This is a genomic window from Sphingobium sp. MI1205 (genome assembly GCF_001563285.1).
Taxonomy (GTDB): Bacteria; Pseudomonadota; Alphaproteobacteria; order Sphingomonadales; family Sphingomonadaceae; genus Sphingobium.
Map to the genome: position 1 here is coordinate 1841735 of NZ_CP005188.1, position 14262 is coordinate 1855996.

General features: G+C 61.8%; 7 protein-coding genes. 2 read left to right on the top strand and 5 right to left on the bottom strand.

The genetic code is table 11. The annotated features are described in order from the left end of the window. Positions 1-22: 22 nt before the first annotated feature. Together K663_RS08805 and K663_RS08810 are read right to left on the bottom strand one after the other, a co-directional pair. Positions 23-637, bottom strand: a complete 615-nt coding sequence (locus K663_RS08805; protein ID WP_013846849.1) for a response regulator transcription factor — start codon at positions 635-637, stop codon at positions 23-25. Then, complete coding sequence (locus tag K663_RS08810) at positions 627-2450, bottom strand: PAS domain-containing sensor histidine kinase (RefSeq protein WP_013846850.1); 1824 nt, start codon at positions 2448-2450, stop codon at positions 627-629. Before K663_RS08810 ends, K663_RS08805 begins: the two co-directional genes overlap by 11 nt. Positions 2451-2990: 540 nt before the next feature. Here K663_RS08810 and K663_RS08815 point away from each other — a divergent pair. After that, on the top strand, positions 2991-3485 hold the full coding sequence (locus K663_RS08815; protein ID WP_013846851.1) for an Hsp20/alpha crystallin family protein: 495 nt from the start codon (positions 2991-2993) through the stop codon (positions 3483-3485). A 100-nt stretch (positions 3486-3585) separates the two neighbouring features. Next, positions 3586-5046: a bifunctional aminoglycoside phosphotransferase/ATP-binding protein gene (locus tag K663_RS08820; RefSeq protein ID WP_119034650.1), complete on the top strand. Its 1461-nt coding sequence runs from the start codon at positions 3586-3588 to the stop codon at positions 5044-5046. A 72-nt stretch (positions 5047-5118) separates the two neighbouring features. Here K663_RS08820 and K663_RS08825 read toward each other — a convergent pair whose 3' ends face one another. The 3 genes from K663_RS08825 to K663_RS08835 form a co-directional block, all read right to left on the bottom strand. Then, on the bottom strand, positions 5119-5445 hold the full coding sequence (locus tag K663_RS08825; protein WP_013846853.1) for a TraR/DksA family transcriptional regulator: 327 nt from the start codon (positions 5443-5445) through the stop codon (positions 5119-5121). Between the two features lie 54 nt (positions 5446-5499). Next, complete coding sequence (locus K663_RS08830; protein ID WP_013846854.1) at positions 5500-5736, bottom strand: hypothetical protein; 237 nt, start codon at positions 5734-5736, stop codon at positions 5500-5502. Between the two features lie 111 nt (positions 5737-5847). Next, positions 5848-14259 carry a GH36-type glycosyl hydrolase domain-containing protein gene (locus tag K663_RS08835; protein WP_030090319.1) on the bottom strand — a complete coding sequence of 2804 codons (8412 nt, stop codon included), beginning with the start codon at positions 14257-14259 and terminating at the stop codon, positions 5848-5850. Positions 14260-14262: the final 3 nt, after the last annotated feature.

Here is a 14262-nt window from a genome sequence, read left to right on the forward strand (position 1 = left end):
CGCTACGTAAGTGTCCCGATCCTCAGCCCGTGATCCCCGCGGAAAACGCGATACGGAGCGCCTCCGACAGGCTGCGAACGCCCAGCTTGGTCATGAGGTTGGCGCGATGCACCTCTACGGTGCGCGGCGAAATCCCAAGATCATAAGCGATCGTCTTGTTTGGCAGTCCTCGCGCAAGCCCCTTGAGCACATCCTGTTCGCGCCCGGACAGAGCGGCGATGCGGATCGTTGCGTCGGCGGCGCGGGTTGCCCTGCCTTCAACGTCGGCAAGCCGTTCGAAGGCACTTTCAATAGCCGCGAGCAACACCGCCTTCTCGAACGGTTTCTCGATGAAGTCGACTGCGCCGGCCTTCATCGCGCTTACAGCGATCGACACATCGCCATGCCCGGTCAGGATGATGACGGGCATCGCGATACCGCGTTCGTTCAATTCCTTTTGGACTTCGAGCCCATCCATCTGAGGCATACGCACATCGAGGAGAATGCAGCCCTCGGCCGCGTTCCTCACGTCTTTCAGAAATTCAACACCGGAGGACCAGGTTTCGACCGAGAAACCTGATTTCTTGAGCATGAAACCGGCAGATCGACGGATTGCATCTTCATCGTCGACGATGTGGACGATCCGCTTATCCTCCATAAGATTGCTCCCTATCTGCCCTGACCAGTGTGAAATGGAATTGCGTGCCGCCCCCTTCCGCAGGCTCCATCCAGATGCGCCCGCCATTGGCTTCGACAATCGTTCGACAAATCGAGAGACCCAACCCCATGCCGTCCGACTTGGTGCTGACAAAGGCCTTGAAGAGCTGGGCAGCGACCTCGGGGGCCATTCCCGTGCCGGTATCGGACACCGTGACACGCACAAAACCCGCCTGGTCGGGACCGGTGCGGATGGTGAGCACAGGCCTGGCGCGCGCATTCATGGCCTCGACCGCATTGCGGATCAAGTTCACGAGGACCTGCTGGATCTGGACCTTATCGACGAGGACCGTCGCAGCTTCGTGATCGATGTCCATGCGGGTTTCGATCGATTTCTCGCCCGCGCCCATCAGGCCGAAGGCAGCCGCTTCGTTAATGAGGTTGGGCAAGTTCTCGACAGTCTTCTCGACCTCCCCCCTGGCAACGAAATCACGCAAACGGCGCACGATATGACCCGCGCGCATCGCTTCCCCCGCGGCGTCTGTCAGCGCCTCCCGGATGTCGGGCAGATCATCGGGATCTGGCTGGTCGAGCAGGTCCCGGACCGCTTCGAGATAGTTGGCTACGGCGGTGATCGGCTGATTCAGCTCATGGGCGAGCGTCGACGCCATCGTCCCCATCGCGCTGACGCGCGCGACGTGGATCAGTTCGGATTGAAGCTGCTCTAGCCGCTCCTGTGTCCTTTGGCGATCCGTCAGATCGCGAATGAAGCCGGTGAACAGCCGCTGGCTCTCGCCGGCCGCTTCTCCAACCGACAACTCCATCGGGAAGGTCGTCCCATCCTTTCGCAGTGCAAAAACCACGCGTCCGATCCCGATGATGCGCCTCTCTCCTGTACGCAGATAGCGCTCGAGAAAACCGTCATGGCGTTCGCGATAAGGCGAGGGCATCAACATGCTGACATTGGAACCCAGGACTTCCTCCTGAGTGTAACCGAACAAACGCTCGGCCGCCGTGCTGAACGACACCATCGTGCCGCCTTCATCGATGACGATCATTGCATCGGGGACCGTCGACAAAATCGAACGAAGATGCGCTTCACTGTTGCGAAGAGAGCTCAGCGTTGCTCGCTGGTCGGTGATGTCGTGGACAATTGTCGCGAAACCGCCCAACGATCCGTCGGGTTTTTTCAACGCGGTGATGGAAATGTGAGCCAGAAACTCACTGCCATCCTTACGAATCTGCCACTCGTCGATCTCGATCTTGCCACGGTGTTGTGCTTCGGCAAGCAAGGACGTCGGCTTGCCGCTGGCGACGACATCGGCCGGATAAAACCGATCTGTAAGCTGGCCGGCCATCTCGGCCTCTGTCCAGCCTTTCAGACGCTCGGCGCCCCCGTTCCAGATCGTGACCCGTCCTTCAGCATCGAGCATATAGATCGCATAATCTTCCGCCCCATCGATGAGCAGGTTCAGTTCTGCGGCCAGCATCCTCGTCCCGTCCGCGAGATCGCGAGCGCGTGAGAGAGTACGATGGTGATTCCGCCAAAGCAGAGCCATGGCGGCGAGAAACAGGAACAGGGCAACCCACTGTTCTGCCACGGTCGGCCAACCGTCAACGATTGCGAGCGTCGTAAGGGTAACGAGCGTGACGCCCGCCAACACCACGATATCCGGCCTGAGCGCCACGAGCACCATACCGGCCACGCCGAGAGAGACGAAATAATGAACGCTCTCGTCGATCTGCCGGCCAAGCTGCCATCGTGTGACCACCGCGATGACGGCGATAGCCAGTCCCGCAAGGGACGCGGTCAAAAGCCGGGCATGGATCGAACGGTCAACCAGTGGCGCAATGGCACCCGCTTGCCATGAATGGAGGAATTTCCCGGATCGCGGAGCGGTTTTAATGATGACTCTGCCTCTTCGTCGTCAGAAGGAAGCAGCAAGCGCTGATACCCCTTTCTGTCTCAAGCCTATCAACAGCGCCTCGTGCGATCCATTAAAATTGGCAACCATCTCAACGATGATGTTACTTGCTTTGGAGTTCAGCGCTGGAAACATGTCCAGACCGTCGCATCCACGAGCTTCAAACCGTCGGCGTTCTTTAGGCCGGGCTCTTCGGATTGTCATCATCCGTGCGACTTGCGCGCTGCTACCTGAACCAATGGACCCGCGGGTCCATTGTGAGATGGTGAGCGCCCCAAACGCCCCTCAGTAACTTTCCGGATAGAGCCCACCCAGGCAACCGCATAGCCTCCTCCTCGCTCGAGGGCCGGATCGCTGTTGGCCTGATTCATCGGCCATCCCCCCCCGCCCAATCCGGACCTCGAGCATTCATTTCGCAGGAGGTCCGCCATGAATGATCAGGTTCCAGCGACCACGTCCAAGGCCAATCCGATCAGCCCAATTCTCGATCATCCGGTTGATTGGCTTCGCACGGAGATTGACCGCCTCTTCGAAGATTTTGGCCGCCCCGCCGCCAGTCTGTTCGGTGTCGGCAATCGATCTTCAATCGCGCCAGTTCCGGCTGTTGAACTTGTCGATGAGGACAAGGCCTATCGCCTCACCGCCGAGCTCCCTGGCCTGTCCGATGATGATATCGATATCAGCGTCGCTGACGGTCTCCTGACGATAGCCGGCGAAAAGAAGGAGGAGACCGAACGCAAGGACAAGGGCTATGTATTCAGCGAACGGCGATATGGCTCCTTCCGGCGCCAGGTATCCTTGCCCAGCGACGTTGACCCGAACGCGATCACCGCTGCATTCAAGGATGGTGTCCTCACCGTCACACTGACCAAGGATGAAAATGCGCCAGCGCGGAGTCGGAAGATCGAAATCGGGCAGGCATAGCAGTTTGCCGGAGGCTTCGACGGGACCTCGGCACCACGCAGACCCGCAAGCCGACGTCATAACCCTTCTCGAGGGACGAGCCTTCGGCTCTGGAGAGCCCATGCGTCGGATCGACACGCATGCGGCGCGTCTATTCCTCGTCGGCGATCGCGCATGGAAGCTCAAGCGTGCCGTCCAGTTCGACTATCTGGATTTTTCAACCGCCGATAGACGCCGCGCCGCCCTGGAAGCGGAGCTACGGCTTAATCGCAGGACCGCGCCGGAACTCTACCTGGCGGTTCGCCCGGTATCCAAGAATTCGGCGGGCTGCCTGAACCTCGATGGCGACGGAGAACCTGTCGATTGGCTTCTGGAGATGCGCCGCTTTCCCGATGACGCCTTGCTCGATCATGTGGCAACCCAAGGTGGCCTGACCGATGTGCTGATCACGCAGCTCGCAGACCGGATCAAGGCATTTCATGATGGCGCCGAGACGTGCCTGTCCGGATCGGGGCGCAGCCGTTTGGAAGCCGTCATTGCCGGGAATGATCGAAGCATGGCTCGATTCCCCGACATTCTTCCCGCTCGGCTCGTGAGAGACCTGATCGACAGGCAAGTCGCCCTGCTGGCCCAGCACTCCGATCTGCTCGATTCACGTGCGCGAAGCGGGCGCGTGAGACATGGCCATGGCGATCTGCATCTGGGTAACATTGCCGTGATCGACGGGAGCCCCGTCCTGTTCGACTGCCTGGAATTCAGTCCCGAACTTGCGACCGGCGATGTCCTTTACGACCTTGCGTTCCTACTCATGGATTTATGGGGCCGCGGCCTTCATTGCGAAGCGAATGCCCTGTTCAATCGCTATCTGGACATTTCCCCTCAGGACGATGCCGGCGTGGCCCTTGTGCCGTTGTTTCTTTCGATCCGAGCCGGGATTCGCGCCCATACATCGGCCGCACAGGCGAGCGATGGTTCAGACGAAGCTCTGACCCAAAAGGCCAGCGCCTATCTGACGCTGGCGCGCGCAGTGCTCGAACCGGTGCCCGCGCGGCTCGTCGCCATTGGCGGGCTTTCCGGATCCGGCAAGTCCACAATAGCGAAACTGATCGGCCATTCCCTCGGCGAGGTTCCAGGCGCGCGTATTCTGAGATCCGATGTGCTGCGGAAGCGACTTGCCGGCGTGCCGCCAGAATCGCCGCTTCCCAAAGACGCATATACCCTGTCCGCGAACGCAGCGATTTACACAGAGCTGAGACGGCTGGCGGGACACATGCTTTACGCCGGGCATTCGGTGGTGGCCGACGCTGTCCATGCGAAGCCTGAAGAGCGCACGGAGATCCATCAGGTCGCACTGCGACGAGATGTGCGGTTCGATGGGATATGGCTCGACGCATCACCCGATATGCTGACGGCGAGGGTATCCGCCCGGACACATGACGCTTCCGACGCCAACGGCGCCGTTGTCGAATTGCAGACTCGCTATGATCTGGGTGAGATCGACTGGCACCGCGTCAACGCGGCGGATGACCGCAAGACGGTCGCAACGCAAGTCATGGACGTCCTGGATGTTCGCCATTTGTGACGGGGAATGATGCAGGCCGCGCATGTCGCCCCAGCCGAAGGGATTCTCCATCCGGTGAGGTCGCGATGCCGATCATTGTTCGGCGCGCGCGCAATCGATGCACAATGCTGCCTCCGGCCGTGCATCCAGCCGAGCCGGTGCAATCTGCGACCCACAACGAACGCATTCGCCATAGGTGCCCTTCGCAATTCGCTCCAGGGCACGATCGATCGAAGCGGCCTCCCGCACGATCAAGCTTGCCTCGGCTTCCAGACCCGCATCATCTTCGACTTCGACGGCCTGTTCCGATGAGTCCGCATTAAGGGGCTCAGCCAGATCCGCATTCACTCGCGTCAGCCGAGCGCGAAGTTCCGACAGTCGCTCTGTCAGGCGCTCTTCTATGGCGGCTGTGTCAGTCACGGAGATTCCTTCAGAACAGTAGGTACCGAAATCGGCTTGGGGTTCGGTGCAGATTTATAGCGCCTTCTTCAGACGCAGGTAAGCCGAACGAAGTTCATCAGCGAGCACCTGGAGCGCGGCCTTGATGTTACCGCCGCTCTCCTGAAGGCGAGCTTCTGCAACGAAATGGTGCCATTTGGTTTCGAGCTCGTCCCACTCCTCGCGAGCTTCCATCGCGCCCAGATGCACCTGGACCTTGGCTTCGTCCCGGAGCTTGGCAAGATCAGCCTTAAGTTCTTCAATGGTGCTCATCGGTCGCTCCCCGGCAACAAGGTGTTGAGAAGTGTTCCTGTAGCCGAGCCTGAAGCACTGGGCGCTACGTAAAGCACCGGATACACGTTGGCCCCGGTCCTGGATTGCTCTTCAGGCTCGCTGCGCAACCCGCACGACGACTATCCGCGTATGATCGTTCTCGGGGAACGGGATTCCGCGTGCGTCCCAGAGCGTCCCTTCAACCTCGATTACCGGTTCTTCGCTCTCCAGAGTATCATCCGTCTCGATCGTCACATGAATAGACCCACGGCCTCGCCGCAGGGTCAATTCGACGCTCTCCCAGTCCCTGGGCAAGACGGGGCGCACCTGAAGTTCGCCGCCCACGAGCCGAACGCCAAGAATCTCCTCTACCGCCAACCGCCATGTCCAGGCTGCGGCACCCGTGTACCAGGTCCAGCCACCTCGGCCGAGGTGGGGCTCCATGCCGGCAATGTCAGCCGCCACGACATAAGGCTCGGTTCGATAATGGGCGGCGCTGCGAGCCGTCGCGGCATGCTGAATAGGATTGATTCGGTCGAAGAGCGCCTTGGCCCCATCACCATCCCCCGTGCGCGCGAACGCGAGCGCGAGCCAGCTTGCCGCGTGGGTATACTGGCCTCCATTCTCGCGAATTCCCGGCGGATAGGCCTTGATATAACCCGGCTCACGCGGCGTGCGGTCAAAGGGCGGATCCAGCAGACGCACGAGACTGTCGTCATCCCGAACCAGATATCGTCTGGCCGAAGCGAGCGCCGATCGGGTACGCTCGACCTTGCCGGCACCCGACAATACGGACCACGACTGCGCGATGGAATCGATGCGGCATTCCTGTTCTTCCGACGCGCCCCATGGACGGCCGTCGTCGTCGAATGCGCGCAAATACCATTCGCCATCCCACCCCGACCGTTCCACCGCGGCCGCAAGCGTCTCTGCGCGGCCGTTCCAATGGTCGCGGAACTCGTTCCGGTCCGCATCCACACAATGACGCGTGAAATTTCGGATGGTCGCGATGAGAAACCAGGCGAGCCATATGCTTTCGCCATGCCCCCGGTTGCCCACGCGATCCATGCCGTCATTCCAGTCCCCTGCACCAATCAGCGGGAGGCCATGAGACCCGAGGCGGTAGGCGTGGGAAAGCGCGCGCTCGCAATGAACGAACAGGGATTGCGTGTAGTCACTCACCTCGAAACGCGCATAGCGATCGGTTTCTTCGGCCGTGAGCGGGGGCGCCCGCAGAAAAGGAACCAGCTCGCTCAGGATGGTTTTGTCTCCGGTCGCCTCAACATAATGAGCAACGGCGTACGGTAGCCAGACCAGATCGTCCGAGCAGCGCGTGCGGACGCCGCGATCCAATGGCGGATGCCACCAATGCAGCACGTCGCCTTCCTCGAACTGATGGGCAGCCGCGGCAAGGATATGCTGCCGTGTTGCATTCGGATCGGCATGGATCTGTGCCAGAACATCCTGCAGCTGGTCGCGAAAACCGAAAGCGCCGCTCGCCTGATAAAAGCCCGCGCGAGCGCGGATGCGGGCGCTGAGCGACTGGTGCGGCAGCCACCGGTTGACCATCAGGTCAAAGGCGGGATCGGGCGTCTTGACCTGCACCGCGTCCAGCCTGTCCTTCCAGAAACCGGCACACTCCCGCGCCGCGGTCTCGAAGGCCGATGGGTCCTGCCAGCGACGGACAAGGTCACGCGCGTGATCCAGGTCGTCGCCCTGCCCCAGCACAAAGCAAACTTCTGCGGTTCCTTCAGCCGGGATATCAAGATGGACCTGCAGGGCGGCGCAGCAGTCGTCACCGGCAGCATGCTGCCGGTGACCAAGATCCCAGTTCAGAAGTCCGAGGGGACTGGTGGGGTCGGCGTCATCGCCGTGAAAATCGTAGCGTGAGGTGGTGAGCGTGTGGACCGGAAGTGTCGAAGCAAGAAAGGAGATGCGGTCGGCAAATTCGTCGGTCCAGGGATTTTGGCCGAGAATCGCGTGCGAGATCGGATCATAGAATGAGCGGCGCAGGGGCGCCTGTTCTCCTTGCACAGCGCCCATCAGCCATTCGGCATAGTAGGTAGCCGTGATCCGGCGCGGACGCGGCAACTGATTACGCAAGCGAAGCCGGACAAGCTTCACGGTGTCGTGCGTCGGCACGATGACGGAGAGCTCCTGTTCAAGGCCTTCGCTATGCCGGTGCCAGGACGTACGGTCGGGGCCGTGATCGATGCGGCATGCCGTGTCTCCACCGGCCGGAAGCGGCGTCGGCGTCCAGAGCCGTGCGTTTTCCTCATCGCGCAGATAAAGGCGTTCGCCTTGAGGATCTTCGACAGGGTCGTTGAACCACGGCGTGAGACGGTTTTCACCACTGTTTATCGCCCAGGTGAAGCCCAGACCGCCCTCGGTCACGATCGTCCCGAAGCCGTCGTTGGCGAGGACGTTGGCCCAGGGCGCAGGGGTCGGCGCACCGGGTTCCAGATAGATAGTATAGTCGCCCGTATCCGGATCGAAGCCTCCCCACCCATTATCGAATTGCAGATCAGCCGGGCGCGGTACGGGCGCCGTCATGATTGTACCGGAGTTCGCCCCGACCGGCGCGAACAGCGGGCCCGGATGCGGCGGCTGGTCGTATCGCGCAAGCTGGTCGACTAGGCTGCCGCCGGCTTCGTCAAGGATGAGGCGGGCAACCTGATCGAGAAGCGCCGCCCGCTCGCCATCGGATGGACCGATGCCGACGAGGTGTATCCCGGCATGGGTGCCAAGGCGATCCTGTAGCCCGGCATCCTTCAGCACTTCCAGAAGACGCTCGCGGACGGGCTCGATATAGCCCGACGTTCCTTCATGCGTCACCACCAGGTCGATCGGCATACCACGCTGCCGCATGAGCTTGTGGAAGGAGAGAAGCTGTCGAAGCAGGTCCTGCTGCTCCGCGGTTCCGGAACGCAGCATCAAAATAGGATGGTCGCCCGATATCCCGAGCGCCCAAAGGTCCCCGCGCCGAAATGTGCGCGCGCCGGCCGATCCCGGCTCTGCCGCTCTGGTGAGAAGAGTGGACAGCAACGCCTGCGCCTGCGGCACGATGTGCGGCTGCAGGCCCAGCTTGTGCATCTCGCGCGCCGCCGCACTTGCCGTATCGCTCACAGCCCAGTCGAGTGACGGCAGGGTGGTAAAGCGCTCGGCAAGTTCGAGGGCCGATTGCCGGGATCCAGCCGCAATGGTGACGAAGGCGAATTCACGTCGCGCGCGCGGAGGCAGTTCCACCGTCATCCTGATCGCGCAGATCGGATCAAGCGTCCAGCCGAGCGGGCCACCAGGCAGTTCCCCGGTCAACAATGCGGGCCGCCTGGGGCACCCATATCGTCCGATGAAAGCGCTGCGATCGGCTTCGAGACCGAGCAGGGTAACGCCATCTTCATCCCCGATCACACGGGTCAGCAGGACGGGCGGACGTTCCGCCGAACTGCGCGGCCGCCGCGTGAAAAGCAGGCCGTCATTGCCAGGCAAGGCTTCCGCCCCCACGAACAGCTTGCTGAAGGCAGGGTGGCGCGCCGCGTCCTGGGCCGGAGCCAGAACGATCTGCGCGTAGCCCGTGACTTCGATGGTCCGGGGCTTATCGCTATCATTGACAAGAGCGACACGCCGGATCTCCAGGTCGTCGGCATTGGCGACATTGATCGTTGTCGTGACCGACAAGCCGTGGGCGCGCTGGTGGAACTCCACCTGATGCGCTTGGAAGATCACCTCCGGCGCGTCTTCGGGTCGAGAAAAGGGGCCGCCCGTTGCCGACCAGGTAACATCTGCATCCCGGTCGTGCAGATAGATCCAGAAACCTGCGTCCCCACGGGTCAGGGCATGCTGGTTCCAGCTCAGCCCACCTGCACCGTCTGTCCGAATGCGGCTCGAAAGCCGGCCATTGCCGAGAATCTGCCACGCGTGCTCCCCACGGCGCCGAGTGGGTGCCCAGCCGTAAAGGCCCGGAATCAGTTCGTCGGGTTCCGGCTGTGGCTCACGAACCTCAAGCCGCGCGATCTCGGGCGGCAGCTCCCATGGAATCCTTTCGTTAAGGAGCAGGTCGACGGTGCGGATATGAGGATCGGTGTGGAACCAGCGCACGAGCATGTCATCGCACAACGCGTTTCCGAGCGCGGCAAGGCTCATGCCATGATGATGAGCCATGTAGGAGCGCACGACGGCAAAGCGTTCACCGTCAGGCGCCCGCTCGGGCGTGAAGTCGACCGCTTCGAAAAATCCGTATCGGCCGATGAGGCCAAGATCCGCCAGAGTTTGAAGGTTGCGCGTCGCCAGCGCGGGCCGGATCGTCAGCGCCAGCGCCGTCGCATAGGGGCTGATAACCAGATCGCGCCCCAGACCTCGCTGGAGGCCGAGCGCAGGGACGCCGAATGCGTGATATCGGTAGACGCGGTCCTCGCCCATCGATGCGAAGGACGACTCCGAAATACCCCAAGGCATATCATGTGACCGCCCGAATGCGATCTGGATAGCAATCGCGGTCCGGTCACTCATTCCGAGCAGGGTTTGGGGATCGCTCTGCAGGAAGATGTTCGGCATCAGATATTCGAACATCGAGCCGTTCCACGATATCAACGCCAGGCCTGCGTGCTGCTTGGTGATGGGCCGCCCGAGATGGAACCAGTGCAGAGGCTCTATGTCGCCCTTCGCGATGGCGAAAAAGCTGGCGAGGCGTGCTTCGCTGGCGAGCAGATCGTAGTGGTGCGGATCTATTCGATCGGCGCTCACATTGTAGCCGATATGAAAGAGCCGGCTGCCGGCATCGAACAGGAACGAGAAGTCCATGGCGTGCGCGGCGGCGTTAGCGCGACTGGAGAGGTCATCGAGGCGGTCATGAAGCGCTTGCCGGGCCGCCTGGCCTTCCTCGATCGCCGCCTGGAGATCGTGCGCCCATTGCCGGCTTTCCGCCGGTAGCTGGTCTCTCGCCGCATTGAGGACGCCAATTGCTGCCGCGGCGCCCGCGTGCGTGGACGGCAGCCGGTCGTTCGCCAACAGGTCGGCGACTTTTGCCGCGACGTTCGAACACTCTGCCGGATGCGCCGCGAGCGTCTCCCACCAGGGCGAGAACAGCCGAAGGTCTCGCCGCATGCCGGACAGATGATGTTCGAGCCGCTCCAGCCAGGCTTGGACATTCCGCAGGGAGGCGATTTCATCCTCGCCGACGCTTTCGGCCATCAGGGTAATCTGCTCGCGCAGGCGAGGAAGATCGATCGACAGGAGATCGTCGATCCTCTCGGCCCAGTCTTGCCTCCCTTCCTCAATCCTGCGGGCGGTTTCCCGCATAGCCTCAAGGATCGAGCCGGCGGCGGAGGCCGCTTCGAGGTCGATCGTCGCAATCGCTTCGGCGAGCAACTCGATATTGTCGTCAAACCCTCGCCACAAATCCGTGGCGACCGGTGGCAAGCTTCTGGCTTCCTGAAGGGCTCGCGCGACGGTGATCAGACTGACCGCGAGATTTCCGCTGTCGACGGTCGAAACATATCGGGGCTCCAGGGCCGCGAGCGTTCTCGTCTCGTACCAGTTGAGAATATGGCCGCGGTAGCGGTCCAGGCGATCCAACGTATCGAGCGTGTTGTGAAGCCGTGTCGCAACCTCGTTGAGGCCGATATGTCCGAGGCGCCAGGCAGTGAGGACCGATACCATCATCATTCCGATGTTGGTCGGCGAGGTTCGGTGCGCGATTTCCTCGTCGGGCGGCTCCTGATAGTTATCGGGTGGCAGCCAGTTGTCCTCGGGGCGCACAAAGGTCTCGAAAAAGAGCCAGGTGCGCCGCGCCATCAGTCTCAGGAACTTTCGATCGTTTTCGGACAGCGTGTCCTTTGCCGGCTCAATCGGACGGCTGATCCGGATCGCGATCTCAGGCGCAATGAACCAGAGCAGCAGCAGGGGAGCCGCGACAGGCAGGGAAGCGGGCGCCGCAAGGAACAGACCCGCGCCGATGATCAGCGCGAACACCGGAGAGGCGGCCATGTCACGCCATGCCGCCAGTCGCGGATGTCGCGCCGCGTTGCGCGTCGCCATGTGGGCGGCCGACGTCCATTCGAGCTTTCTTTGGCCCGAATGGAGACGCCATAGGGTGATGGCAATGGCATGCAGCGCTATCATCGCGTCACTGACGAGAAAGACGATAGCGAGAAACCAGCGACCCGCGTGATCCGCCAGACGTCGCAGCAGGTTCTGCATGACGCCGCGGCGGCGGCCCTGCGCGAGGCCGGTCACGAGGTCCGTAAAGAGATATGCACCGGGCGCGATGACGGCAAGCAAGGTCCAGACCCAGGGCTGCCCATGGAGAAGAAACCATCCACCCACCAGCAGCGCCACAATACTCGCTGGAATTATGCTGCGCCGCAAATTGTCGAATATCTTCAGCCGATCGAACCAGCCGAGCCGGTTGCGCAGCCATCGGCCATCGCCGCCGGGCACGAAGGGAAAGAGCCATGGCAGGATCTGCCAGTCCCCACGGACCCATCTGTGCCAGCGCCAGGTGAAGTCGAGATAGCTGGTCGGGAAGCTCTCATAAACGATCGCATCGCTGACCAGCGCCGCTCGCCCGTGCAGTCCTTCGAACAGGTCATGGCTGAGAAGTGTATTCTCGGGAACGCGCCCTTCGAGGCTCCGATGAAAGGCCGCCACATCATAGAGGCCCTTGCCCACGTAGACGCCTGTGCCGAGCAGATCCTGATAGACGTCGGATACGGCGCGCGAATAGATATCGATGGTCGTGTCACCGCCATAGAGGCGCGAAAACAAGGATTGGCCGGTCGCTTCCGGCGCCAGCTCAACGCGCGGCTGAAGAACCGTATATCCTCGTTCGACCGCGCCGGTCGCAGCGTTGAAGTGGGCGCGGTTAAGGGGATGAGATAGCGTCCCCACCAGTCGCCGGACGATGCCGGCCGACAACCTGGTATCGGCATCGGCCGTCATCACGAAACGGCATCGCCGCAACCGTTCGATGCTACCGACGGTCACATTGAAGGGGGACGCATCTCCGTTCAGGATGAAGGCGTTGAACTGCTCAAGCTTTCCGCGCTTTCGCTCCCAGCCCATCCAGCAGCCCTGGGCCGCGTTGAACCGTCGTGGCCGATGCAGCAAATGGAACGGCCCATGTCCCTTGGCATTGGCAAAGCGCGCGTTGAGTTCCTCGATCCCGCTGGTCAGCGCGCGAACGATATCGGCATCGACCGAGACACTTTCCTGTGACGCATCGGCGAAATCGCTGAGCAGCACGAATTCGAGCGCGGCATCGGGATTGGAAAGGCGGTGTGCCTCCAGGCGCCGAAGCAGCGGCGCGATATCCGACAATCGCGCGACCAAGACAGGCATCACGACTGCCGTCGCCGAACTTTCGGGGATGCCGTCCTTGAAATCGAGCTTGGGGAGTACGTTCGGCCGAACGATGTGGGTCACGAGCCAATTGACGAAGGTGATGCTCAGGATCGATGCGGGTAGCAGGGTGAGCGCGATCCCTAGAAGCCAGGATCCGGCGGTGGCGCCGGTGGAAACCAGATAGGCTGCGGGTAGAGCAAAGCCCGCAAGGCCCGCGAGCAGCAAGGCGGCTGCATAAAGCAGGCCTGGATAACGCAGCGCGCGTCGCAATATCGAGCCCGGCGTCCATGGACGAGGATCGATCGCGTCGGCAAAGGCAGGCCGTCCGATATCGATGAGCCAGAAGCCTACATGGCCCGATGGCGCTTCGTCGCTGCTATAGCACTGGCGCAAGGCACGCTCGGCGACATCCCATTCCGGGAGTCCCGACTGGTCGGCAAGCTGCTCGACCGCATGGCGATATCGATCGCGCGTATCGAAGTCCATATGTGGATAGACGCCTGCCGGGTCGCGCCGGAGGATGGCTTCGACCTGGCTCGTTCGATCGAAGAAGTCGTTCCATTGAATCGTCGCGATCACGCCAAGGTTCGCGATTGCGCGCGCGACGCATTCCGTATCGTCAAAACCAACCATCGCCGTGTCGGGCGTCTCGACGATCTCAAAGGGCGGCTCGACCTCCGGGAAGAGGTGGCTGAAACCTCCGATGAGCAATTCCAGGCAGACTATGCGCAGCATGGTCGGGAAGGCCCAGGTCTCGGCGATGCTGAGCGGCATCTTCTTTTGATATTGCTCTACGAACAGCACCGCGCCATTCAGCGAGACCTGCAGGTGAGAAGCCTGCAGCAAGGCATGGGCAAGCTGATGCACGCGAGGGCGACCGAGCCCGTCCCCGGAGATCGCCGGAAGTTTCGCGTAGAACTCTCCGGGAAGATCCTCGCGGATCTGCAGGATGGCGCGTTGTATCTGATAATCGTTGTCGAGCAGCCATTCAGCCGCGGCGCCTGCGCGCTTGTCGGCCTTGGCGGCCGCCTGTCGGGCCTGCCTCAGCCAGGTCTTCATCTCCTCGAGATGCGCCCATGCGGGCAGCGGCACCGACTTGCCGAGCAGTCCTGTCAGGCGATGACGGTCGGCGACCTCCTCCGCCGCCCCGGCGAGCGGATCGCGCTCCTCATAATCGGCCATCAA